This is a genomic window from Halobacillus sp. AWH4_228, from assembly GCF_056158365.1.
Genome location: NZ_JBSWTE010000001.1, coordinates 137,419 through 160,699 on the forward strand (window position 1 = coordinate 137,419; position 23,281 = coordinate 160,699).

The 23,281-nt window shown below is 48.5% G+C and carries 17 protein-coding genes, 9 tRNA genes, 4 rRNA genes and 1 other annotated feature; all 30 genes read right to left on the reverse strand.

From position 1 onward, the window contains the following. Positions 1 to 23: 23 nt before the first annotated feature. A complete protein-coding gene (gene rpmG, locus ACXADP_RS00785; protein ID WP_084162932.1) occupies positions 24 to 173 on the reverse strand; it encodes a 50S ribosomal protein L33 in 150 nt (49 codons plus the stop codon). A gap of 78 nt (positions 174 to 251) precedes the next feature. Then, on the reverse strand, positions 252 to 908 hold the full coding sequence (gene sigH, locus ACXADP_RS00790; RefSeq protein WP_027953439.1) for an RNA polymerase sporulation sigma factor SigH: 657 nt from the start codon (positions 906 to 908) through the stop codon (positions 252 to 254). An 81-nt stretch (positions 909 to 989) separates the two neighbouring features. Next, positions 990 to 1,499 (reverse strand): NYN domain-containing protein, encoded by a 510-nt coding sequence (locus tag ACXADP_RS00795; RefSeq protein WP_474970234.1) that lies wholly within the window; start codon positions 1,497 to 1,499, stop codon positions 990 to 992. 3 nt (positions 1,500 to 1,502) lie between these two features. After that, the gene (gene rlmB / locus ACXADP_RS00800; RefSeq protein ID WP_474970233.1) at positions 1,503 to 2,249 is read right to left on the reverse strand and encodes a 23S rRNA (guanosine(2251)-2'-O)-methyltransferase RlmB; all 747 of its coding nucleotides are present in this window, start codon (positions 2,247 to 2,249) and stop codon (positions 1,503 to 1,505) included. Continuing rightward, the gene (locus ACXADP_RS00805; RefSeq protein ID WP_474970232.1) at positions 2,246 to 2,647 is read right to left on the reverse strand and encodes a Mini-ribonuclease 3; all 402 of its coding nucleotides are present in this window, start codon (positions 2,645 to 2,647) and stop codon (positions 2,246 to 2,248) included. Before ACXADP_RS00805 ends, rlmB begins: the two co-directional genes overlap by 4 nt. A 5-nt stretch (positions 2,648 to 2,652) precedes the next feature. Then, complete coding sequence (gene cysS, locus ACXADP_RS00810; RefSeq protein WP_474970231.1) at positions 2,653 to 4,053, reverse strand: cysteine--tRNA ligase; 1,401 nt, start codon at positions 4,051 to 4,053, stop codon at positions 2,653 to 2,655. Continuing rightward, the gene (gene cysE, locus ACXADP_RS00815; protein WP_474970230.1) at positions 4,043 to 4,702 is read right to left on the reverse strand and encodes a serine O-acetyltransferase; all 660 of its coding nucleotides are present in this window, start codon (positions 4,700 to 4,702) and stop codon (positions 4,043 to 4,045) included. Before cysE ends, cysS begins: the two co-directional genes overlap by 11 nt. Positions 4,703 to 4,759: 57 nt before the next feature. Continuing rightward, positions 4,760 to 4,977 (reverse strand) — a binding site (T-box leader). Positions 4,978 to 5,021: 44 nt separating this feature from the next. Continuing rightward, on the reverse strand, positions 5,022 to 6,491 hold the full coding sequence (gltX, locus tag ACXADP_RS00820) for a glutamate--tRNA ligase (protein ID WP_474970605.1): 1,470 nt from the start codon (positions 6,489 to 6,491) through the stop codon (positions 5,022 to 5,024). A 58-nt stretch (positions 6,492 to 6,549) separates the two neighbouring features. Beyond that, positions 6,550 to 7,797, reverse strand: a complete 1,248-nt coding sequence (locus ACXADP_RS00825) for a bifunctional 2-C-methyl-D-erythritol 4-phosphate cytidylyltransferase/2-C-methyl-D-erythritol 2,4-cyclodiphosphate synthase (RefSeq protein WP_474970606.1) — start codon at positions 7,795 to 7,797, stop codon at positions 6,550 to 6,552. Between the two features lie 44 nt (positions 7,798 to 7,841). Next, positions 7,842 to 8,942 (reverse strand): PIN/TRAM domain-containing protein, encoded by a 1,101-nt coding sequence (locus tag ACXADP_RS00830; RefSeq protein WP_474970227.1) that lies wholly within the window; start codon positions 8,940 to 8,942, stop codon positions 7,842 to 7,844. A gap of 153 nt (positions 8,943 to 9,095) precedes the next feature. Further along, positions 9,096 to 10,169 (reverse strand): DNA integrity scanning diadenylate cyclase DisA, encoded by a 1,074-nt coding sequence (gene disA, locus ACXADP_RS00835; RefSeq protein ID WP_027953448.1) that lies wholly within the window; start codon positions 10,167 to 10,169, stop codon positions 9,096 to 9,098. Then, positions 10,170 to 11,549: a DNA repair protein RadA gene (radA, locus tag ACXADP_RS00840; protein WP_474970607.1), complete on the reverse strand. Its 1,380-nt coding sequence runs from the start codon at positions 11,547 to 11,549 to the stop codon at positions 10,170 to 10,172. It lies immediately after the preceding gene. A 153-nt stretch (positions 11,550 to 11,702) separates the two neighbouring features. Further along, positions 11,703 to 14,165, reverse strand: a complete 2,463-nt coding sequence (clpC, locus tag ACXADP_RS00845) for an ATP-dependent protease ATP-binding subunit ClpC (RefSeq protein ID WP_474970608.1) — start codon at positions 14,163 to 14,165, stop codon at positions 11,703 to 11,705. A gap of 18 nt (positions 14,166 to 14,183) precedes the next feature. Then, entirely contained in the window at positions 14,184 to 15,254 is a 1,071-nt protein-coding gene (locus ACXADP_RS00850) for a protein arginine kinase (RefSeq protein ID WP_474970224.1), read from the reverse strand. Then, positions 15,254 to 15,802 (reverse strand): UvrB/UvrC motif-containing protein, encoded by a 549-nt coding sequence (locus ACXADP_RS00855; RefSeq protein ID WP_474970609.1) that lies wholly within the window; start codon positions 15,800 to 15,802, stop codon positions 15,254 to 15,256. The genes ACXADP_RS00850 and ACXADP_RS00855 overlap by 1 nt, the downstream gene beginning before the upstream one ends. A gap of 18 nt (positions 15,803 to 15,820) precedes the next feature. Further along, a complete protein-coding gene (locus ACXADP_RS00860) occupies positions 15,821 to 16,285 on the reverse strand; it encodes a CtsR family transcriptional regulator (RefSeq protein ID WP_474970222.1) in 465 nt (154 codons plus the stop codon). Positions 16,286 to 16,449: 164 nt separating this feature from the next. Continuing rightward, positions 16,450 to 17,139 (reverse strand): MgtC/SapB family protein, encoded by a 690-nt coding sequence (locus ACXADP_RS00865; protein ID WP_474970221.1) that lies wholly within the window; start codon positions 17,137 to 17,139, stop codon positions 16,450 to 16,452. A 75-nt stretch (positions 17,140 to 17,214) separates the two neighbouring features. Beyond that, positions 17,215 to 17,328 (reverse strand): 5S ribosomal RNA (gene rrf / locus ACXADP_RS00870). A 78-nt stretch (positions 17,329 to 17,406) separates the two neighbouring features. Continuing rightward, positions 17,407 to 20,323, reverse strand: a 23S ribosomal RNA gene (locus ACXADP_RS00875). Positions 20,324 to 20,493: 170 nt separating this feature from the next. Continuing rightward, positions 20,494 to 22,058 (reverse strand): 16S ribosomal RNA (locus tag ACXADP_RS00880). A gap of 119 nt (positions 22,059 to 22,177) precedes the next feature. Continuing rightward, a tRNA-Ala gene (locus ACXADP_RS00885) sits at positions 22,178 to 22,253 on the reverse strand. A gap of 15 nt (positions 22,254 to 22,268) precedes the next feature. After that, a tRNA-Pro gene (locus ACXADP_RS00890) sits at positions 22,269 to 22,345 on the reverse strand. 6 nt (positions 22,346 to 22,351) lie between these two features. Further along, positions 22,352 to 22,428, reverse strand: a tRNA-Arg gene (locus ACXADP_RS00895). An 11-nt stretch (positions 22,429 to 22,439) separates the two neighbouring features. Continuing rightward, positions 22,440 to 22,528, reverse strand: a tRNA-Leu gene (locus ACXADP_RS00900). A 63-nt stretch (positions 22,529 to 22,591) separates the two neighbouring features. Continuing rightward, positions 22,592 to 22,666, reverse strand: a tRNA-Gly gene (locus ACXADP_RS00905). A 7-nt stretch (positions 22,667 to 22,673) separates the two neighbouring features. Then, a tRNA-Leu gene (locus ACXADP_RS00910) sits at positions 22,674 to 22,755 on the reverse strand. Positions 22,756 to 22,765: 10 nt separating this feature from the next. Next, positions 22,766 to 22,841 (reverse strand) — tRNA-Lys (locus ACXADP_RS00915). A 32-nt stretch (positions 22,842 to 22,873) separates the two neighbouring features. Continuing rightward, positions 22,874 to 22,949 (reverse strand) — tRNA-Thr (locus ACXADP_RS00920). A gap of 14 nt (positions 22,950 to 22,963) precedes the next feature. Then, positions 22,964 to 23,039 (reverse strand) — tRNA-Val (locus ACXADP_RS00925). Positions 23,040 to 23,050: 11 nt separating this feature from the next. Further along, positions 23,051 to 23,164 (reverse strand): 5S ribosomal RNA (gene rrf, locus ACXADP_RS00930). The 16S, 23S and 5S rRNA genes sit together here with 9 tRNA genes alongside, the layout of an rRNA operon. Positions 23,165 to 23,281: the final 117 nt, after the last annotated feature.

Consider the following 23,281-nt stretch of genomic DNA (forward strand, 5'->3'; position numbering starts at 1 on the left):
ACTTGCGCCATCCGGCTGCTTCTCTACTTTGTCTCCTGGTGCAACGTATGTTTCCCGCAGTTTTTGCAGAACTTCCGTACCTCGAGACGTTCAGATTGGTTGGAACGATTTGTATATGAACTATAATTTCGATTGAGACATTCTGTACAAGCTAATATCACTTTTTTCCGCATTTCCGTCGCCTCTCTTTTAAGAGGTTTACACATACTCATTTAATGTAGCATTCAAAGGTTACCGTGTCAATGCAGCGTTCAGAGGGTGATTTCACTCACTTCCAAATACTTTTCAAGCTTTCTCTTCACCCGCTGCAGTGCATTATCAATAGACTTCACGTGTCTGTCGAGCTCTATTGAAATTTCCTGATAGGAACGTCCATCCAAGTACAGCGTGAGAACCTTTCTTTCCAGATCGCTCAGCAGCTCGGACATCTTCTCTTCCATATCGGCGAATTTTTCTTTATTCACAATTAATTCCTGAGGGTCAATGGCTTTGGAACCGGCGATAACATCAAGCAGAGTCCGGTCTGACTCTTCGTCGTAAATCGGCTTGTCCAAAGAAACGTAGGAGTTTAAAGGGATATGCTTCTGTCTGGTGGCGGTTTTAATGGCGGTGATAATCTGACGGGTGACGCACAGTTCTGCAAATGCTTTAAAAGACGAGAGTCTGCCTTCACGATAATCGCGGATCGCTTTGTAAAGGCCTATCATACCTTCCTGAACAATATCTTCCCTGTCTGCTCCAATAAGAAAGTAGGTTCGAGCCTTTGCGCGAACAAAATTTTTGTACTTATTGATCAAATAGTCAAGCGCCTGGACCTGTCCTTGATTGATCCTTTCAACGATCGCTTCATCATCAAGCTTGCTAAGATCCAACTCACTGCTGCTTTTCTCCGTTTGTAAGATGCTCACACAGGATCCCTCCGACCGTGCTACCTAAATATAGCAATATTATACAGTAAGCGCTTGAAAAGCGTCAACAAGTTGTCAGAATTATTTATCTCCTCGCCGCCATTTCTCAAAGATTTCCCGCATCTCTTTGTCGATGGGAATCTTGGACTGGTACGGGTATAGATTATGATTTTCTACATCTTTCTCAATCTGGTTTTCTATATTTCTCATTTCAATATAAAGTTCCCGGGCCGACTTCCGGAAAGCTCCCTGCCCGAAGATCGTCCGCTGCTCGGCATAATCCGATGTCGCCACATAGACCTGTGTGCGGACATCATTCAAATCACCGGCTAATTTTTCAATACGCTCATCAGCAGTTTCGTTTTCTTTTGTAAAGATGACTTCCACTTTGTAATTTTTTTGTTTTTTTTCGAGGCCGCGCACATGATAGGCGTCAAATACAATGATGATCCGGTCACCTGTATAGGATTGGTACTCAGCCATCATCTCAATTAATAGATCCCGGGCCTGTCCGAGATCCTTATCCCTTAATTTCACGAGTTCCGGCCAGGCTCCGATCATGTTATAGCCATCAACAATTAGTACAACCATCTGTTACTCACCCAGCGGATGCCGTTTGCGATGGACTTCATACATAAGGAGGGATGCGGCAACAGAAGCGTTCAGGGAGGTTACTCTGCCAGCCATCGGCAGACTGACGGTCCAGTCACACTTGTCTTTGGTGAGACGACTCATCCCCCGGCCCTCACTTCCGATGACAAGGGCAATCGGCATACCGCCATCCAGCTGTCTGTAATCCTCCGTACCCTCTGCATCTGTGCCGACAACCCAGACGAACCGTTCCTTTAATTCATCAATGGTACGGGCAAGGTTCGTTACACGGGCCACAGGAATGTATTCAATCGCTCCTGTTGACGTTTTCGCAACAGTCGCCGTAAGAGCAACGGACCGCCTTTTCGGAATGATCACTCCGTGAGCTCCTGCTGCGTCTGCTGTCCGCAGAATCGATCCCAGATTATGAGGGTCTTCAATCTCATCACAGATGATGAAAAACGGCGCCTCCCCTTTTTCCTCCGCTTTAGCAAAAAGATCTTCAAGGTCTGCATATTCGTAGGCGGCTACAGAAGCAGCCACCCCCTGGTGGTTTCCGTCCACAAGCTGGTCGATTTTCTTTTTCGGTACCTTCTGAACGTTGACGCCCTGTTCTTTAGCCAGTAGCTCCAGCTTTTTAAACGCCTGGTACTGGAGCTGATCGGATACCATCACCTTGTTGATGGATCGTCCGGCTCTCAGCGCTTCCTGCACCGGATTTTTTCCTATGATCCATTCTCCGTTTGTCATGAATGCTCGCTCCTTTCTTCTACGTGCTTAATGGAATAGTCGATCAGAGTTTCCAGTCTTTCAGTACGACCGGACAAATACAAAAAGCCAAGTACAGCTTCAAAAGCTGTGGAATAACGATAGGTCTGGACATTCGTGCTTTTCGGTACGGAGCCGGATTTGGCATTGCGCCCCCGGCGCAGCACCCCTTCTTCTTCCTCCGTCAAAAGTCCGTCCGCCTGCCAGGCTTGGACAACAGCGGCCTGCGATCCAGCTGATACGAACTGGACCGCCGCCTGATGTAGCTGCTGTGGTTTCACTTCTCCTTTTTCCAAAAGGTGATGCCTGACATACAGTTCATACACGGAATCCCCCATGTAGGCGAGGGCGAGGCTCTTCATCTGTTTAACATCCTTCATGGTCTTCAGCCCCGCTTCCAGCGCGTTCCCTGTGATGTATCCTCCAGGATAATATGACGGTCTTTCAACTCATCACGGATTTGGTCGGCACGCTCGAAATTCCGGTCTTTCCTTGCCTGTTTACGCTCTTCGATTAAAGCATCGATTTCTTCATCAAGAAGGTCTGTTTCTTCTCCAATTTGAATACCAAGCACACGCAGCAATTCTTCCAGCGTCTGTTCGAATGCATCAAGCACATCGACATGTGTCTGACTTTCCTGAAGGTAAAGGTTGGCGGCCTTGGTCAGGTCGAAAATGACAGAAATTGCATTCGCTGTATTGAAGTCATCATCCATTTCTTTAATGAACTGATCCTTGAATCCCTGTACTTTCTCCATCCACTCGTCACGGTCGGCCTGCAGGCTCACCGACGTTTCTTTACGGTGACGAAGGTTTTCATAAGCATTCTGAATTCGTTCAAAGCTGCTCTTTGCGCCCTTCAATAATTCATCACTGAAATTGATCGGATGACGGTACTGGACACTCAGCATGAAGAAGCGGATGACTTTTGGATCATGCTTTTTCACAAGATCATGAGCAAGAATAAAGTTTCCGAGGGATTTCGACATTTTTTCGTTGTCGATATTAATATACCCATTATGCATCCAGTAACGAGCAAAGGATTCTCCGTTATGGGCTTCTGACTGTGCTATTTCGTTTTCATGGTGGGGGAAGGTAAGGTCCTGTCCGCCTGCATGAATATCAATCGTATCTCCAAGATACTTTTTCGCCATAGCCGAGCATTCAATATGCCAGCCCGGACGTCCGGTGCCCCAGGGACTATCCCATGTAATTTCCCCCGGCTTCGCATTTTTCCAAAGGGTGAAATCAAGCGGATCTTCTTTCTTATCTCCAACCTCAATACGCGATCCGGAACGAAGCTCATCGACGGATTGATGAGAAAGCTTTCCGTAGTTGTCAAAGGAGCGGGTGCGGAAATAAACATCTCCGCCTGCTTCATAGGCGTATCCTTTATCAACAAGTCCTTGAATGAAACTGATGATTTCTTCCATGTTTTCTGTTACCCGGGGATGATCGACGGCTTCTTTAACTCCAAGGGCACCGACATCTTCCTTATAGGCATCGATAAACCGGTTGGCGATTTCTGTCACACCTTCGCCCATTTCGTTGGCCGCTTTAATCAATTTGTCATCCACATCAGTAAAGTTGAGCACATAGTGCACATCGTAGCCTCGGTATTCAAAATAACGGCGGACCGTATCGAAGACGATGGCCGGGCGCGCGTTTCCGATATGAATGTAGTTGTACACGGTGGGTCCGCACACATACATTTTTACCTTGTCTTCTTCAATGGGTGTAAATGGTTCTTTCTTACGCGTTAAAGTGTTGTATACATTAATCGCCATTAGTCTTCACTCCTTCTTTCGCTTTCAGCTGATCACGCAGCTGCTGTAGTTCTTTTTCCAGATTGTTCAGCCGGTCATAAACAGGATCCGGCAGTTTATGGTGGTCGAGGTTTTTCTGGACTTTCCTGCCGTTCTGGATAACGACATGACCAGGGATTCCGACGACTGTGGAATTATCAGGGACATCTTTCAACACGACAGACCCAGCCCCTACCTTGGAATTCTCTCCTATAGTGATGGATCCAAGAACCTTCGCTCCTGTAGCAACAAGGGAGTTATCGAGCAGCGTTGGGTGCCGCTTCCCTTTCTCCTTCCCAGTCCCTCCGAGGGTCACGCCTTGGAATATCGTCACGTTATCACCGATTTCGCACGTTTCCCCGATAACGACTCCCATGCCGTGGTCAATGAAAAAACGGCGGCCGATCTTCGCTCCCGGATGAATTTCAATACCGGTTAAGAAGCGGCTCCACTGGGAAATCAGCCGGGCAGGAAAAAAGAATTTCCTTTTGTGAAACGCATGGGCCACCCGGTGCCCCCAGATGGCGTGGAGGCCGGAATAGGTAAGAATGACTTCAATGTAAGAACGAGCAGCAGGATCCTGATCAAACACCACATCCACATCTTCCTTGAACATCTTAAAAAGCCCCATACTTGCTCCCTCCTTTGAATAACACAAAGCAGAAAAAAAGCGTCTCTGTGCCTTAAGCACAGAGACGCTTGAACGTGGTTCCACTCTGTTTGGGAAACATGAAATCCTTTCCCCTCTCGAGCCTTGATAACGGAAGGCAGCCGCTTCCGCCTACTGATATTCAGCGGAAGACTCCGAGGTGCATTTCAAGGAACTCTCTCCAAATCACTTCCAGCCAAAGGTGATTCTCTCTGCAGAAGAGTGGTTCCTTTACTTCTCCTCATCAACGTTTCGTATAGGTAACTCTACTATATGATATTATTTCCTTCCTGTGAACGATTTAAGCTTGTCCTTTGCTTAATACATCGTTCAGTCGGACCGTAACGGTATCAAGTCCAAGCAGATGAATCGCGTTAGGAAGCTCCGGACCGTGTGTCTGACCGGTTGTAGCGACACGGATCGGCATGAAGAGTTTCTTCCCTTTATGGCCGGTTTCCTTCTGCACCGCTTTAATTTGTGCCTTGATATTGGCCGGTGTGAACTCTTCCAATTGCTGAAGGTTCTTTTTGAACGTTTCAAGCACCTCAGGCACCTGCTCGCCCTGAAGCACTTCCATAGCCGCTTCATCATACTGAATTTCCTGCTTGAAGAAGAGCTCTGTCAATTCGACAATTTCCGCTCCGTAGTTCAACTGCTCCTGATAAAGGCCGATGAGTTCCTTCACCCATTGGCGATCCTCATCACTCATGTCTTCCGATACACGGCCGGATTCCACGAGGTGAGGAAGAGCCAGTTCAACGACGTGATCAAGGTCAGCCGCTTTAATATACTGGTTGTTCATCCATTTCAGCTTGGCTGCATCAAATACAGCCGGGGACGTGGAAAGGCGCTCAGCATCGAAAATATCGATCAGCTGATCCTTCGTAAAGATCTCCTCTTCACCTACAGGGGACCAGCCCAGCAGGGTGATGAAGTTGAAAAGCGCTTCAGGCATATACCCCAGATCGTTGTATTGGGAAATGAACTGAAGAATGTGCTCATCACGCTTGCTCAACTTTTTACGGTCTTCGTTCAGGATCAACGTCATATGACCAAATTTCGGAGCTTCCCATCCGAATGCTTCATAAACCATCATCTGCTTTGGTGTGTTGGAAATGTGCTCTTCTCCGCGCAGCACGTGAGTGATTTTCATTAGATAATCATCGATGGCTACAGCAAAGTTGTACGTCGGTGTACCGTTTTTCTTAACGATGACCCAGTCTCCAAAGTCGCCGGATTCAAACGTGATGTCTCCGCGTACAATGTCGTTGAACGTATACGTATGGTTCTCCGGCACACGCAGGCGGATACTCGGCTCACGGCCTTCGGCTTCAAATGCCGCCATTTGTTCCTCTGTCAGGCTGCTGTGTGCGCCGGAATACTTAGGTGCCTCCCCGCGGGCCATCTGCGCCTCACGTTCCGCTTCCAGTTCTTCAGACGTCATGTAGCACTTGTAGGCTAGTCCGCGCTCCATCAGTTCATCGACATATTTCTTGTAGATGTCCAGGCGTTCCATCTGACGGTAAGGTCCGTATTCCCCACCAAGGTTCGGACTTTCTTCCCATTCAATCCCGAGCCATTTCAAATAATCCAGCTGGCTTTGCTCGCCGCCTTTGACATTCCGCTTTTCATCCGTATCCTCAATACGAACGACCATTTTCCCCCCTGCATTTTTAGCAAACAGGTAATTGAACAGAGCTGTTCGGGCATTTCCGATATGAAGATACCCCGTTGGACTTGGTGCATACCGCACACGTACTTCGTTTGTCATAATTGTTCTCCTTTCCGGTAACCGGTCATAATCCTTGACTCATTTTATCATTTTTTGCTTAGGATTGTGGATTCTTTTGCAACAGAACAACCGCCTGGGCCGCAATTCCTTCTTTTCGTCCGGCAAAACCAAGCTTCTCTGTTGTTGTGGCTTTGACATTGATGAGATCTTTTTCGGTCTGGAGCAGATCCGCAATGTTTTCTCTGATTTGTTCAATATAAGGGGCCATTTTCGGTGCCTGGGCGATCACAGTACAGTCCATATTCCCAAGCGTATACCCTTTTTTCTTAATGATTTCCCATACATGCTGGAGAAGACGGCCGGAGTCTGCATCCTTGAACTCCGGATCGGTATCCGGAAAATGCCTGCCGATATCTCCTTCTCCTACCGCTCCAAGACAAGCATCCGCGATGGTATGAAGCAGAACATCGGCATCCGAGTGTCCGAGGAGTCCTTTTTCATAAGGGATTTCAATTCCCCCGATGATACATGGACGACCTTCTGTCAGCTGGTGCACATCAAAACCTTGTCCGATTCGAAACATTGAATGTGCCTCCTTTTCCTTTTGGTTATTCAAATAGGCTTCTGCCTTATGTAAGTCCTCAGGAGTTGTCAGCTTAATATTGTCATAACTTCCCTGCACGACCGCCACTTCTTTACCAGACTGTTCCACTAACGATGCATCATCTGTACCATAGTATCCACGTTCCTGCGCTTCTTCATGCGCTTCGGTAATCAGATCATACTGAAAAGCCTGCGGCGTCTGGGCAGCCCACAGTTTGTTACGGTCGAGGGTTGTAAGCGTCCTTCCCTCTTTCTGTTTAATCGTATCCGTGACCGGAACAGCCAGCAGCGCCGCTCCTTTTTCCACAGCTGTTTCTGCTAATTGATGAAGACTTTCCTCCATGACAAAAGGACGCGCCCCGTCATGGATCAGTACAGGGATGTCTTTCCTCTGCACGACAGATAGTCCGGCATGTACACTGTCCTGCCGTTCTGCTCCCCCATTCACAGCCTTGATGGGTGTGGTTGAAGGAAATCGCTCAAGCAGTCTCTCCATCTGGTCCTGCTCCTGTTCATTCGTAACGAGAACGATTTCCCCACACCACTCATCTTGTTCAAAGACAGACAGAGTATGAAGGATCAGAGGTTTATCATTGATGTTAATGAATTGTTTATTGTGACCTGCACCCATCCGCTTTCCTTGTCCGGCCGCAAGCACAATCGCTGTGTATTTTATCATAATAGCCACCTTGAGCGGGATAGTGTTGTGAAATTCCCCATAAAAGAACAAAAGCGATAACATACGCGTTATCACTTTTGTATTTCTCTATTTAGTTTATACCGTTTTTAAAGGGCTTTTTCAAGTGATTTAGGCTTTGCGAAAATCATGCGGCCCGCTGATGTCTGAAGGACACTGGTGACCACAACTTCAATCGTCTTACCGATAAAGTCCTTCCCTTCTTCAACGACAATCATTGTTCCGTCATCCAGATAAGCGACACCCTGATTCTGCTCTTTCCCGTCTTTGATCACCTGGATGGTCATTTCCTCACCAGGGAGCACAACAGGCTTCACAGCATTTGCAAGATCATTGATGTTCAGCACTTGAACATTTTGAAACTCACAGACTTTATTTAAGTTGAAGTCGTTGGTCACGACAATACCGTCCGTGACTTTAGCGAGTTTGACAAGCTTGCTGTCCACTTCCTGAATCTCTTCAAAGTCACCTTCATAAATCTCCACATTAACAGGAAGATCCTTCTGCAGCCGGTTCAGAATATCCAAACCTCTGCGTCCGCGGTTTCTTTTCAGTCCGTCAGAGGAATCAGCAATGTGCTGAAGTTCTTCAAGAACAAACTGGGGAATCACGATCGTACCTTCCAGAAAGTGAGTTTCACAGATATCTGCGATTCTACCATCAATAATGACACTGGTATCAAGAATCTTCTGCTTTGGAATCAACGACTCATCCACCGCTGTACCGGAAGAGCTTTCCGCGTCCTCGTCCGCTTTTTTATCCTTTTTGGAAACAAGATTCAAGAATTCATCTTTACGTTTGAATCCGACCTGAAAACCGAGGTAGCCAAGCAGAACGGTAAGAGCAATCGGTACGACCTGGTTGATGACCTGAATTTGAATATCCTGGACAAACACATTAATCAAATACGCGATCAGCAGTCCAACAATTAAACCTAAACTTCCGAACAGTAAATCAGCGACAGGGGCCCGGACAAGAGAATCCTCCACCCATCGAATGAAATCGACAATATAATCTACGATCCAGAATGTTAATAAAAATAAAATAAGTGCTCCTATTACAGCTCCCATGACAGCTTGAATCCAGGTCTGCCACGTAAGCCCCATGGTTGTAAACAGTTCAGGGAAATAGAGGTAACCGATGGTTCCGCCGGTAATAACAATAAACAACTGTACAATACGTTTAAGCACTTGTATTCACCTCCTCAAACACAGTATGACCAAACCTCACAACCATTAATCATATAAAAAGGAATGATGGTCTTAAACTTAGCACAACTTCCATTTTTAGTCAATGAGCAAAACATTCATCATACCACATTTATTTTAAATAAGTCAATGTTCTTATATATGACGGTCTACAAACAGTTGTTCCTGTATGCGGTCGAGTCCGTCTCTGATTTTTGCTGCCCGGATTTCCCCGACGCCATCGACTTTGACAAGCTCTTTGGGGGAAGCCTGGATGAGATCATCAAGGGTGCTGAACCGCTGCACCAGGTGTTCAATAATTAAAAACGGAAGACGCGGGATCCGGCTGAGAATCCGGTAGCCTCGTGGATGAACGGCATCAGAAAGCTTCGTTCCGGTTGAATACCCCAGTAGTTTTAATACCTGCTCATCAGAAAGAAGTTCCGGATTGGACACTTCCTGCATCTTCTTTAACATATAGTAAGGTTCGTAATCAGGCCGGCGGCTGTAATCCTTCATGAGAAGCTCTGCCTCTTCCTCAATGTTGGAGACCAGTTCCGTGAGCTGAAGCTGGATCAGACGTCCTTCAATTCCAAGCTCATTCACATAATTTAAGATTTCTGTCTTTGTGCGGAGAACCATTTCAATCCGGTGTACAACCTGGACCACTTCAGAAAAGGAAACCATGTTCTCGAATTCCATGGCTCCAAGGTTGGTGACGCTTTGGTCGAGCACATTTTTATACTTTTCCAATGTCTGAATCGCTTGATTCGCCTTCGTCAGGATGACGCCGATGTCTTTCAAGGAATAACGGAGCGATCCTTTATACAGCGTTATGACATTCCTCCGCTGGGAGATGGCAATCACAAGTGAACCTGTCTGCTTGGCCACCCGCTCAGCTGTCCGGTGACGCATCCCTGTTTCATTGGAGAGGATATCAGGGTTCGGCATCAACTGGGCATTCGCGTATAAAATTTTCGTACCTTCATCATTAAGGATGAGCGCTCCGTCCATTTTGGCCAATTCATATAAGTGCGCCGGTGTGAAGTCTGACTGGATGTGAAAACCACCATCCACGAGTTCCCGCATACCGTCTCCATAGCCCAGGACGATTAAGCCCCCCGTATTTGCACGGAGGACGTTGTCAATGCCGTCCCTAAGTGGCGTCCCCGGAGCCACCAGCTTCAAAATGTCTCCAATTCCGTTTTCCTTGATTTCGTGCCATTCCATTTATGTGTCCCCCAATGTGACCTTCATAGCTTCCTGGACGGTGCTGACTCCGATCACTTCAATCTGGGAGGGCGGTGTCCAGCCATCCATGTTCTTCTTAGGAATGATGACCCGCTTGAAGCCAAGCTTAGCCGCTTCCTGAACACGCTGTTCAATCCTTGCTACACGACGGATTTCACCGGTCAGACCCACTTCCCCTACTACGACATCATCCCCATTGGACGATTGGTTGCGGAAGCTTGAGGCAATGCTGATCGCCACGCCAAGATCAATAGCCGGTTCATCCAGTTTGACACCACCGGCGACTTTGACATACGCATCCTGGTTTTGGAGCAGAAGACCGGCCCGTTTCTCAAGAACCGCCATAAGCAGCGGCACCCGGCTGTTATCAAGTCCTGTCGCCATACGCCTCGGATTCCCGTAGGCCGTTGGTGAAATGAGGGCCTGAATTTCCACAAGCACGGGTCTCGTTCCTTCCATGGAAGCAACAACAATTGAGCCGGCTGCCCCCTGGGACCGCTCCTCAAGAAAGATCTCCGAAGGGTTGAGCACTTCTTCAAGTCCTTTTTCCTTCATTTCGAATATACCCATTTCGTGCGTGCTTCCGAAACGGTTTTTCACACTTCTCAAAATTCGGAAGGTGTGATGGCGCTCTCCTTCAAAATAAAGGACGGCATCCACCATATGCTCCAGAAGCCGCGGCCCCGCGATGGATCCTTCTTTCGTAACATGCCCCACAATAAAAATCGGGATACCTTTGCTTTTGGCAATTCTCATCAGCTGACTCGTACATTCCCTCACCTGGGAAACGCTCCCCGGGGCAGATGTGACATCCTCTTTGAATATCGTCTGGATCGAGTCAATGACGACGAACTTCGGATCGATCTGTTCAATCTGGTTCGTCACGTCCTGGAGATTCGTCTCCGACAGTACATAAAGCTCGTCAGATGTGATGTCTAAACGTTCCGCCCTCAGCTTCGTCTGCCGGGGAGATTCTTCCCCTGATATGTAGAGGACCGGAAAATCCTTATCAGCGATCTGCGCGGAAACCTGAAGGAGTAATGTTGACTTACCGATACCCGGGTCTCCCCCGATTAAAACTAAGGAGCCTGCTACAATACCACCGCCGAGCACGCGGTTGAATTCAGGCATATCTGTCGGCAGCCGTGGCTCTTTCTGTGATTTGATCTGTGTAATTTTTTCAGGTTTTGTCGTTGCAGAAGTGGAACTGGTCTGGAAAACGTGACGGGAATTGGCAGCCGGAGCCGACATTTCCTCCACGAGCGTGTTCCATTGATGGCACGCAGGGCATTTCCCCATCCATTTCGGTGTTTCATATCCACATTCCTGGCAGACAAACTTTGTCTTTCTTTTTGCCAAGAGATCACCTCTTCTATTCCTATGAGTGTATACGAAAAAGATTGTGAGGAAGTTTCACAGTCTTATCATTTTTATTAAATGTTGTGATTCAAATCATACCGGAATAAGAAAAAAATCGGAAGGCAGACACCTTCCGATTCTTTACTCATGCAGTCAGCTTGTTGAAGACTCCTGCTGCTTATGAACGACGAAGTTCTTTTCATCGTCCAGATCAATTTTAACTTTTTGGCCTTTAGCGATGTTTTCCTTAAGAAGCTCTTCAGACAACAGATCTTCGACGTTTTTCTGAATGGAACGTCGCAGTGGTCTTGCACCGTACTCCGGATCAAAACCGGAATCTGCAATATAGGTAATGGCTGCGTCTGTGAGCGTAAAGTCGATTTTCTGTTCCAACAGGCGTTTTCTGAGTTCTTCAGCCATAAGAACAACGATGTCTTTCATATGTTTCTTCTCAAGAGAATGGAAGACGATTGTCTCGTCGATACGGTTCAGGAATTCAGGACGGAAGGCTTTCTTCAATGCATCCGTAACCTTGGACTTCATGTCCTTGTAATCCTGGCCCGATTCTCCCATAGAGAATCCAACATATTTATTCTGCTTAAGCTCCTGGGCTCCAACGTTGGATGTCATAATCAGCACCGTGTTACGGAAATCAACGACACGGCCCTTGGAATCTGTCAAACGACCATCTTCCAGAACCTGGAGAAGGATGTTGAAGACTTCCGGGTGCGCCTTTTCGATTTCATCCAGCAGAACGACGGAGTAAGGCTTGTTACGCACTTTCTCAGTCAGCTGGCCGCCTTCTTCGTAGCCGACATAACCTGGAGGAGAGCCGACCAGACGGGACGTGCTGTGTTTTTCCATGTACTCGGACATGTCGATACGGATCATGGCATCTTCCTCGCCGAACATGCTTTCTGCAAGGGCGCGGGCGAGTTCTGTTTTACCTACACCTGTAGGTCCAAGGAAAATAAAGGAACCGATTGGACGCTTCGGATCTTTCAAACCGGCACGGGCACGGCGGATCGCCTTGGAAATGGCCTTAACGGCTTCTTCTTGACCAATGACACGGTTGTGAAGCGTCTCTTCAAGGTTCAACAGACGCTCACTTTCATCTTTCGTCATCTTGGAAACAGGAACGCCGGTCCAAACAGAAACGACGGCTGCGATATCTTCAACAGTTACCTCAGAGTCTTCCTGTCCCTGCTTTTCCTTCCATTCGTCTTTCGTCTGCTCCAGTTCATCACGAAGGCGCTGCTCGCTGTCACGCAGGGAAGCGGCCTTTTCAAATTCCTGGCTTTGTACCGCTGCATCTTTCTCCTTGCGAACTTCCTCAAGCTTCTGTTCGAGCTCTTTTAAGTTCGGTGGAGCCGTGTAGGAACGCAGCCGCACTTTGGATGCTGCTTCATCAATCAAATCGATCGCTTTATCCGGAAGGAACCGGTCTGTGATGTAACGATCAGAAAAACGGACGGCAGAATCAATGGATTCATCTGTAATCGTTACACGGTGGTGCGCTTCATAGCGGTCACGCAGTCCTTGAAGGATCTGAACAGACTCATCAAGCGTCGGCTCATCCACCTGAATCGGCTGGAATCGGCGCTCAAGAGCCGCATCCTTTTCAATATACTTACGGTACTCATCAAGTGTCGTAGCTCCGATACACTGCAGCTCACCACGGGCAAGCGACGGTTTAAGGATGTTGGAAGCATCAATGGCACCTTCAGCACCACCGGCGCCGATCAGCGTGTGAAGCTCATCAATGAATAAAATGATATTGCCGGCCTGACGGATTTCCTCCATCACTTTTTTCAGACGGTCTTCAAATTCACCGCGGTATTTCGTGCCAGCGACAACGGTTCCCATATCAAGCGTCATGACGCGTTTTTCACGAAGGATTTCGGGCACTTCGTTATTCATGATCTGCTGGGCAAGACCTTCAGCGATAGCGGTCTTACCAACACCAGGCTCACCTACAAGAACAGGGTTGTTCTTCGTACGGCGGCTTAATACTTGAATCACGCGCTCAATTTCCTTACTGCGGCCGATGACCGGGTCGATATTACCTTCCTTGGCAATTGCTGTTAAGTCACGGGCAAGGGAGTCAAGGGTCGGCGTATTCGCATTCGCCGCCTGAGCTCCTGAGCCGCCGCCTCTGCGATTCTGACCGCCGGTGGACTCATTGTTCCCAAGCAGCTGAAGAACCTGCTGACGGGCTTTATTCAAGCTTACACCAAGGTTGTTCAATACACGGGCCGCAACTCCTTCTCCCTCGCGGATCAAACCGAGAAGAATGTGTTCGGTTCCGACATAGGAATGACCAAGCTTGCGTGCTTCATCCATGGAAAGCTCAATCACCTTTTTCGCACGCGGCGTATAGTGAATCGTCTGGGATACTTTCTCTCCCTTGCCGATTAACTTCTCGACTTCCTGCTGGATTTTAGAGGATTCCAGACCTAAAGCCGTCAAAGCTTTGGCTGCAATGCCTTCCCCTTCACTGACAAGTCCAAGCAGAATGTGTTCTGTTCCAATATTGTTGTGTCCTAAACGGACAGCTTCTTCCTGCGCTAAAGCAAGTACTTTCTGTGCTCTTTCTGTAAATCGCCCAAACATCATGGACATTCCCTCCTAACATTATTCTTTATGCTCAAGCTGGAGCCTCTCACGGATAAGCGAAGCTCTCCTTACATCCCTCTCATCAGGGGATAACGATGTTTCAGCGTATTGCTGAAGGAAGCCCGGCTGTGTCAAAATCACCAATTCATTCAAAATGGTTCTTGGAATATGATCAATGAGACCAAGATCGATACCGAGCCGCAGGTCGGACAGACATTTCGCCGCTTCTTTCGATTCGATGATGCGGCTGTTTGTCAACACCCCGTACGACCGGAAAATCCGATCCTCCAGACGGATACTGGAGCGGTGCATCAACGTCTTTCTTGCTTTCCTCTCCTGGTCGATCAGCTGCTTCACGACACTATGGAGATCTTCCACAATGTCCTCCTCCGACTTTCCGAGAGTAATCTGGTTGGATATTTGAAAAATGCTCCCCAGTGCTTCACTGCCTTCCCCGTAAATACCTCTTACCACCAGCCCCAGCTGGTTGATCGCCGGAATCATCCGGTTGATCTGCTGAGTCATCGATAAAGCAGGGAGGTGCATCATTACGGAAGCCCTCATCCCCGTACCTACGTTTGTAGGACAGGCCGTAAGATATCCTCGATTTTCATCAAAGGCATAATCTACTTTTTCCTCGAGCCAGTCATCAAGCTGACTCGCCTGTTCCAGTGCTTTATCAAGCTGAAAACCCGGGAAATATAATTGTATGCGTACATGGTCTTCTTCATTAACCATGATGGAGACCTGTTCATTTTGAGAAATCAGTGAGGCTGAGTTTTCTGAGTGCTCAGCAAGGTGAGGGCTGATCAAGTGCTTTTCTACAAGCACCCTTTTCTCTACAGGTTGAAGGTCCCGCATCCGGACCAATTCAAAATCCTTATAGTCCCGGAAAGACGTCTGCTGAAAATTTTCTTCAAAATGAGCCAGGACCTTACTTAAGGTGTCCTCCTTTGCGATGATAGGAAAAGGATGTTCTGCAAAATTCCGGGCGAGGCGTATGCGGCTGCTCATCACAATATCGCTGTCCGGTCCCTCCTGTTTCATCCATGGACTGATGGCTTCATTGATAAACTGCTTCAGGGACATTACTCTTCACCACCCTCATCCTGATGAAGTTCGTTCTCTAATGAACGTATCTTATCTCTACATTTCGCTGCTTCTTCAAATTCTTCCTGCTCGATTAATTGTCGAAGATTAATTTTATATTCTTCGATTTCTTTTTTCAGATGAAGGTTTCCGCCTTCTCTCTTTGGAATCTTCCCATCATGACGGGTATTCCCGCTGTGTACACGTCTTAAAATCGGGTTAAGCCGATCATTAAATGTTTCATAACAGACGGCGCAGCCAAATTTGCCGATTCTAGCAAATTCATTATAAGTAAGTCCGCAGTTCGGACATTTTAGAGTTTCTTTTTTAGGATACGTTTGAGGACTCTGCCCCTTAAATGGAGAAGGGCCCTCAGAATGAAAAAGACCGGAAAGCAGATCGTTCAGCGAAAAATTTTCTTCACCATAGTTCATATAGCCATTTTCCTTTGCACACTGCTCACAGACGTGAATCTCTGTCTTCTGACCATTCACAACCTGCGTCAGATGCACCGTTGCCGGACGCTGATGACATTCCTGGCATTCCATCTGAATCTCTCCCTTCAGTCAGCATTTGTATTTAAGGGTAAATAACATCGCCTTCATAATCCGCGATCGAATTTCATCCCTGACAGGCAGAGGAAAAGCCAGCACATCGCGGTCAATGACACTCTGGAGAAGTTTCCCTTCTCTTAACGTAATCACATCAAATTCTACGAGACGCGCAAGAACGTCCTCCGCCTGAGACTGAGAGACACGTGGGTGAATGAGGTGCATCACATCTTCGATCATTTCAGAATCCTTGCGATGCTGGATCCGGCTGATGCGGATATACCCTCCACCTCCACGTTTACTTTCTACGATATAACCCTTTTCCACTGTAAAACGTGTCTTAATCACATAATTGATTTGAGATGGAACACACTGAAACCTTTCCGCCAGTTCGCTTCGCTTAATTTCAATGATCTGCTTTTGACTTTGATCCAGTATATCTTTTAAATAATCCTCAATGACATCGGATATGTTCCGCATCGCCCCTCCCCCTTCTTCTGACTTTGACTATCTTTGACTTTAATTTTATTATACTCAAATTTTATCCGTACGCAACTATCTTGTTTGTTTGATACACACCATCTATGTTTCCCCGATTGAACTTGAATTAAAACAAAAAATCTACACAGATGTCTGTGTAGATTTCATGACCGATCATGACCGCAGCCTTCCACTCCATTAATAGATGTAATCTCCGCCAGCAGCTTTGAACGATCGAGGCCGGGCTTTTTTTCAATCTGAACGGTCACTCTCTTCTGCTCGCCATCAAGAGCCGTTACATCCAAACTGCGGATGTCCAGGTCCTCCTGTTCAAACAAAGAAAGCAGCTGATGAATCTGCAGATCTTTTTTTATTGTAATATGGTACGTAGGACCGCCATTCAATTTCTCTTTTTCTACTTTGTTTAAAAGAATCAGACTGATCAGCACAAACAGTGTGGTTACTGTTGCAACATCGTACATTCCCGCTCCAACAACGAGACCGATGCCAGCAACCGTCCAAATAGAGGCAGCTGTTGTCAGCCCCCGGATGGTCATGCCGTTGACGATGATCGTACCCGCTCCCAAAAAGCCGATCCCACTGATTACATAAGATGGAATACGGGCGGGATCAAAGCGCACTTGATCATATTCCTCTATGAACGCTTGAAATCCATATAAAGAAAGGAGCATCATCATACAGGCACCCACCCCTACAAGGATATGCGTCCGGAATCCAGCGGAATGATTTTTCAATTCCCTCTCAAAACCTATGAGTCCTGCTAATAGTAACGCGAAAAATAATCGAAAGATGAACATAAGTATATCTTCATGGAAAAAGTAGGACCAGTTCATGGATAACCTCCTTTATTCAACAATATATTCTTAATAGAAAAAAACCAGAAGTAAATACTTCTGGTTTTTTGGTTGACGTGGCAGCGTCCTACTCTCACGGGGGTAAACCCGACTACCATCGGCGCTGAAGAGCTTAACTGCTGTGTTCGGCATGGGAACAGGTGTGACCTCTTCGCCTTCACCACCACATCAATATAAAGTTTGAGGTGAACCCTCAAAACTGGATAAGGAAACAACTTTTGATGAAACATCATTCACGAAGTATATATAGATAAGTCATCGATCCATTAGTATCCGTCAGCTCCACGTGTCACCACGCTTCCACCTCGGACCTATCAACCTCATCGTCTCTGAGGGATCTTATCTGCTCGAAGCAGAGGGAAATCTCATCTCAAGGGGGGCTTCATGCTTAGATGCTTTCAGCACTTATCCCGACCACACGTAGCTACCCAGCGATGCTCCTGGCGGAACAACTGGTACACCAGCGGTGTGTCCATCCCGGTCCTCTCGTACTAAGGACAGCTCCTTTCAAATTTCCAACGCCCACGACGGATAGGGACCGAACTGTCTCACGACGTTCTGAACCCAGCTCGCGTACCGCTTTAATGGGCGAACAGCCCAACCCTTGGGACCGACTACAGCCCCAGGATGCGATGAGCCGACATCGAGGTGCCAAACCTCCCCGTCGATGTGGACTCTTGGGGGAGATAAGCCTGTTATCCCCGGGGTAGCTTTTATCCGTTGAGCGACGGCCCTTCCATACGGTACCGCCGGATCACTAAGCCCGACTTTCGTCCCTGCTCGACTTGTAGGTCTCGCAGTCAAGCTCCCTTGTGCCTTTACACTCTGCGAATGATTTCCAACCATTCTGAGGGAACCTTTGGGCGCCTCCGTTACTCTTTAGGAGGCGACCGCCCCAGTCAAACTGCCCACCTGACACTGTCTCCGGACCGGATTACGGTCCTGGGTTAGAATGTCCGTACAGCAAGGGTAGTATCCCACCAGCGCCTCCACCGAAGCTGGCGCTCCGGTTTCCAAGGCTCCTACCTATCCTGTACAAGCTGTACCAACATTCAATATCAGGCTGCAGTAAAGCTCCACGGGGTCTTTCCGTCCTGTCGCGGGTAATGTGCATCTTCACACATAGTATAATTTCACCGGGTCTCTCGTTGAGACAGTGCCCAAGTCGTTGCACCTTTCGTGCGGGTCGGAACTTACCCGACAAGGAATTTCGCTACCTTAGGACCGTTATAGTTACGGCCGCCGTTTACTGGGGCTTCGGTTCAACGCTTCGCATAAGCTAACGCATCCCCTTAACCTTCCAGCACCGGGCAGGTGTCAGCCCCTATACTTCGCCTTACGGCTTCGCAGAGACCTGTGTTTTTGGTAAACAGTCGCTTGGGCCTTTTCACTGCGGCTCCTCGGCAGAGGAGCACCCCTTCTCCCGAAGTTACGGGGTCATTTTGCCGAGTTCCTTAACGAGAGTTCTCCCGCTCACCTTAGGATACTCTCCTCGCCTACCTGTGTCGGTTTGCGGTACGGGCACCTCTTTCCTCATTAGAGGCTTTTCTTGGCAGTGTGAAATCAGGAGCTTCGGTACTATAGTTCCCTCCCCATCACAGCTTGACGTTGCCGGACGGATTTGCCTATTCCGACCGTCTCACTGCTTGGACGTGCACATCCAATGGCACGCTCTCCCTATCCTCCTGCGTCCCCCCGTCATTCAAACGGAAAGGAGGTGGTACAGGAATATCAACCTGTTGTCCATCGCCTACGCCTTTCGGCCTCGGCTTAGGTCCCGACTAACCCTGAGAGGACGAGCCTTCCTCAGGAAACCTTAGGCATTCGGTGAAAGAGATTCTCACTCTTTTTTCGCTACTCATACCGGCATTCTCACTTCTAAGCGCTCCACCAGTCCTTACGGTCTGACTTCGCAGCACTTAGAACGCTCTCCTACCACTGATCATAAGATCAATCCGCAGCTTCGGTGGTGTGTTTAGCCCCGGTACATTTTCGGCGCAGAGTCACTCGACCAGTGAGCTATTACGCACTCTTTGAATGATGGCTGCTTCTAAGCCAACATCCTGGTTGTCTAAGCAACTCCACATCCTTTTCCACTTAACACACACTTTGGGACCTTAGCTGGCGGTCTGGGCTGTTTCCCTCTCGACCATGAACCTTATCACCCACGGTCTGACTCCCAGAACAAAGTCTATGGCATTCGGAGTTTGACTGAATTCGGTAACCCGATAGGGGCCCCTCGTCCAATCAGTGCTCTACCTCCATGACTTTCTATTCTGAGGCTAGCCCTAAAGCTATTTCGGAGAGAACCAGCTATCTCCGTGTTCGATTGGCATTTCACCCCTACCCACACCTCATCCCCGTAATTTTCAACTTACGTGGGTTCGGGCCTCCAGTCAGTGTTACCTGACCTTCACCCTGGACATGGGTAGATCACACGGTTTCGGGTCTACGACAGCATACTCACTCGCCCTGTTCAGACTCGCTTTCGCTGCGGCTCCGCTTCTGCTGCTTAACCTCGCATACGGTCGTAACTCGCCGGTTCATTCTACAAAAGGCACGCCGTCACCCATTAACGGGCTCCGACTACTTGTAGGCACACGGTTTCAGGTTCTATTTCACTCCCCTTCCGGGGTGCTTTTCACCTTTCCCTCACGGTACTGGTTCACTATCGGTTACTAGGGAGTATTTAGCCTTGGGAGATGGTCCTCCCGGATTCCGACGGAATTCCTCGTGTTCCGCCGTACTCAGGATCCACTCCGGAGAGAGGAAGATTTCGACTACAGGGCTGTTACCCTCTTCGGCTGATCTTTCCAGATCGATTCGTCTATCTTCCTCCTTGATAACTCCAAAGGAGTGTCCTACAACCCCAGAAAGCAAGCTTTCTGGTTTGGGCTGATTCCGTTTCGCTCGCCGCTACTTGGGAAATCGCGTTTGCTTTCTCTTCCTCCGGGTACTTAGATGTTTCAGTTCCCCGGGTCTGCCTTCCTATACCTATGTATTCAGTATAGGATACTGTCCCATTACGAACAGTGGGTTTCCCCATTCGGAAATCTCCGGGTCAAAGCCTGCTTACGGCTCGCCGGAGCATATCGGTGTTAGTCCCGTCCTTCATCGGCTCCTAGTACCAAGGCATCCACCGTGCGCCCTTATTCACTTAACTATCTTCGTGAAAAGACGTTTATATAAATCAATTAGATGTCTTGTCATCATGATCTCATCGCTAGATGAGTCATAATTCCTTATCCAGTTTTCAAGGTTCACAAATTTGAAAGATGCTTTGATCTCTCAAAACTGAACAACCAACACAGTACGTTTCCGTAATATCCTTAGAAAGGAGGTGATCCAGCCGCACCTTCCGATACGGCTACCTTGTTACGACTTCACCCCAATCATTGGCCCCACCTTCGGCGGCTGGCTCCAAAAAGGTTACCTCACCGACTTCGGGTGTTGCCAACTCTCGTGGTGTGACGGGCGGTGTGTACAAGGCCCGGGAACGTATTCACCGCGGCATGCTGATCCGCGATTACTAGCGATTCCGGCTTCATGCAGGCGAGTTGCAGCCTGCAATCCGAACTGAGAATGGTTTTATGGGATTTGCTACACCTCGCGGCTTCGCTGCCCTTTGTACCATCCATTGTAGCACGTGTGTAGCCCAGGTCATAAGGGGCATGATGATTTGACGTCATCCCCGCCTTCCTCCGGTTTGTCACCGGCAGTCACCTTAGAGTGCCCAACTGAATGCTGGCAACTAAGATTAGGGGTTGCGCTCGTTGCGGGACTTAACCCAACATCTCACGACACGAGCTGACGACAACCATGCACCACCTGTCACTTGGTCCCCGAAGGGAAATCCCTATCTCTAGGGAGGTCCAAGGATGTCAAGACCTGGTAAGGTTCTTCGCGTTGCTTCGAATTAAACCACATGCTCCACCGCTTGTGCGGGCCCCCGTCAATTCCTTTGAGTTTCAGCCTTGCGGCCGTACTCCCCAGGCGGAGTGCTTAATGCGTTAACTTCAGCACTAAGGGGTGGAAGCCCCCTAACACCTAGCACTCATCGTTTACGGCGTGGACTACCAGGGTATCTAATCCTGTTTGCTACCCACGCTTTCGCACCTCAGCGTCAGAAACAGACCAGAGAGTCGCCTTCGCCACTGGTGTTCCTCCACATATCTACGCATTTCACCGCTACACGTGGAATTCCACTCTCCTCTTCTGTCCTCAAGTTCCCCAGTTTCCAATGACCCTCCACGGTTGAGCCGTGGGCTTTCACATCAGACTTAAGGAACCGCCTGCGCGCGCTTTACGCCCAATAATTCCGGACAACGCTTGCCCCCTACGTATTACCGCGGCTGCTGGCACGTAGTTAGCCGGGGCTTCCTCGTCAGGTACCGTCAAGGTACCGCTCTATTCGCACGGTACTTGTTCTTCCCTGACAACAGAACTTTACGATCCGAAGACCTTCATCGTTCACGCGGCGTTGCTCCGTCAGACTTTCGTCCATTGCGGAAGATTCCCTACTGCTGCCTCCCGTAGGAGTCTGGGCCGTGTCTCAGTCCCAGTGTGGCCGATCACCCTCTCAGGTCGGCTACGCATCGTTGCCTTGGTGAGCCGTTACCTCACCAACTAGCTAATGCGCCGCGGGCCCATCTGTAAGTGATAGCGAGAAGCCATCTTTCAACTTATCTTCATGCGAAGAAAAGTATTACCCGGCATTAGCCCCGGTTTCCCGGGGTTATTCCGATCTTACAGGCAGGTTGCCCACGTGTTACTCACCCGTCCGCCGCTCGTTCCACGAGCTTCACCCCGAAGGGATCCGCTCGCTTCCCGCGCTCGACTTGCATGTATTAGGCACGCCGCCAGCGTTCGTCCTGAGCCAGGATCAAACTCTCCATAAAAGTAGTTTGACTTGCTCATTTGCACACCGAATGTGCTTGTTTCAAATTTCTTCATTAAAGAAGAAATGTTTTGACGTACTGGTTGGTTCGTTCAGTTTTCAAAGATCAAATAAAATAATTGGTGGAGCCTAGCGGGATCGAACCGCTGACCTCCTGCGTGCAAAGCAGGCGCTCTCCCAGCTGAGCTAAGGCCCCGTTATAAATTTGGAATGGTCGGGAAGACAGGATTCGAACCTGCGACCCCTTGGTCCCAAACCAAGTGCTCTACCAAGCTGAGCTACTTCCCGTTATAATGGCGCGCCCGAGAGGAGTCGAACCCCTAACCTTCTGATCCGTAGTCAGACGCTCTATCCAATTGAGCTACGGGCGCATGTATATATTTGGTGCCGAGGGCCGGACTCGAACCGGCACGGTGGAAACCCACCGCAGGATTTTAAGTCCTGTGCGTCTGCCAATTCCGCCACCCCGGCTCGGCAGTTTCGTATATGTCGTGTTGTTTATTATAATATCATTAAGTAACTTAGCTTAGTAAATGGAGCGGAAGACGGGATTCGAACCCGCGACCCCCACCTTGGCAAGGTGATGTTCTACCACTGAACTACTTCCGCTTAATAATGCGGGTGGAGGGACTTGAACCCCCACGCCGTGAAGCACTAGATCCTAAATCTAGCGTGTCTGCCAATTCCACCACACCCGCATAGAATACATGGTGAGCCATGAAGGATTCGAACCTTCGACCCTCTGATTAAAAGTCAGATGCTCTACCAGCTGAGCTAATGGCTCTCGAAAACTTTAAGTTAGCAACAGGCAACTCATGGTGCCGGCCAGAGGACTTGAACCCCCAACCTACTGATTACAAATCAGTTGCTCTGCCAGTTGAGCTAGGCCGGCTAACTAAATGTAAATGGTGGAGGATGCAGGGTTCGAACCTGCGACCCCTTGCTTGTAAGGCAAGTGCTCTCCCAGCTGAGCTAATCCTCCAATATGTATCGACCTGGCGACGTCCTACTCTCACGGGGGTAAACCCGACTACCATCGGCGCTGAAGAGCTTAACTACTGTGTTCGGCATGGGAACAGGTGTGACCTCTTCGCCTTCATCACCAGATCTTTTGTTTACCTTTTTTCAAGGACAAGAACTATTATACCGTGTCTCGCATTGAAAATCAAGATGTTTTTGAAAGTTTTTTTGAAAACCCTCAAAACTGGATAAGGAAACAACTTT

What these genes read in the sequence shown, in the direction of transcription:
- rpmG (WP_084162932.1), bottom strand. Translation starts at nt 173, where the DNA reads ATGCGGAAAAAAGTGATATTAGCTTGTACAGAATGTCTCAATCGAAAT.
- ACXADP_RS00795 (WP_474970234.1), bottom strand. Translation starts at nt 1,499, where the DNA reads ATGGTTGTACTAATTGTTGATGGCTATAACATGATCGGAGCCTGGCCG.
- rlmB (WP_474970233.1), bottom strand. Translation starts at nt 2,249, where the DNA reads ATGACAAACGGAGAATGGATCATAGGAAAAAATCCGGTGCAGGAAGCG.
- ACXADP_RS00805 (WP_474970232.1), bottom strand. Translation starts at nt 2,647, where the DNA reads ATGAAGGATGTTAAACAGATGAAGAGCCTCGCCCTCGCCTACATGGGG.
- cysS (WP_474970231.1), bottom strand. Translation starts at nt 4,053, where the DNA reads ATGGCGATTAATGTATACAACACTTTAACGCGTAAGAAAGAACCATTT.
- cysE (WP_474970230.1), bottom strand. Translation starts at nt 4,702, where the DNA reads ATGGGGCTTTTTAAGATGTTCAAGGAAGATGTGGATGTGGTGTTTGAT.
- gltX (WP_474970605.1), bottom strand. Translation starts at nt 6,491, where the DNA reads ATGACAAACGAAGTACGTGTGCGGTATGCACCAAGTCCAACGGGGTAT.
- ACXADP_RS00825 (WP_474970606.1), bottom strand. Translation starts at nt 7,797, where the DNA reads ATGTTATCGCTTTTGTTCTTTTATGGGGAATTTCACAACACTATCCCG.
- disA (WP_027953448.1), bottom strand. Translation starts at nt 10,169, where the DNA reads ATGGAATGGCACGAAATCAAGGAAAACGGAATTGGAGACATTTTGAAG.
- clpC (WP_474970608.1), bottom strand. Translation starts at nt 14,165, where the DNA reads ATGATGTTTGGGCGATTTACAGAAAGAGCACAGAAAGTACTTGCTTTA.
- ACXADP_RS00850 (WP_474970224.1), bottom strand. Translation starts at nt 15,254, where the DNA reads ATGTCCCTGAAGCAGTTTATCAATGAAGCCATCAGTCCATGGATGAAA.
- ACXADP_RS00855 (WP_474970609.1), bottom strand. Translation starts at nt 15,802, where the DNA reads ATGGAATGCCAGGAATGTCATCAGCGTCCGGCAACGGTGCATCTGACG.
- ACXADP_RS00860 (WP_474970222.1), bottom strand. Translation starts at nt 16,285, where the DNA reads ATGCGGAACATATCCGATGTCATTGAGGATTATTTAAAAGATATACTG.
- ACXADP_RS00865 (WP_474970221.1), bottom strand. Translation starts at nt 17,139, where the DNA reads ATGAACTGGTCCTACTTTTTCCATGAAGATATACTTATGTTCATCTTT.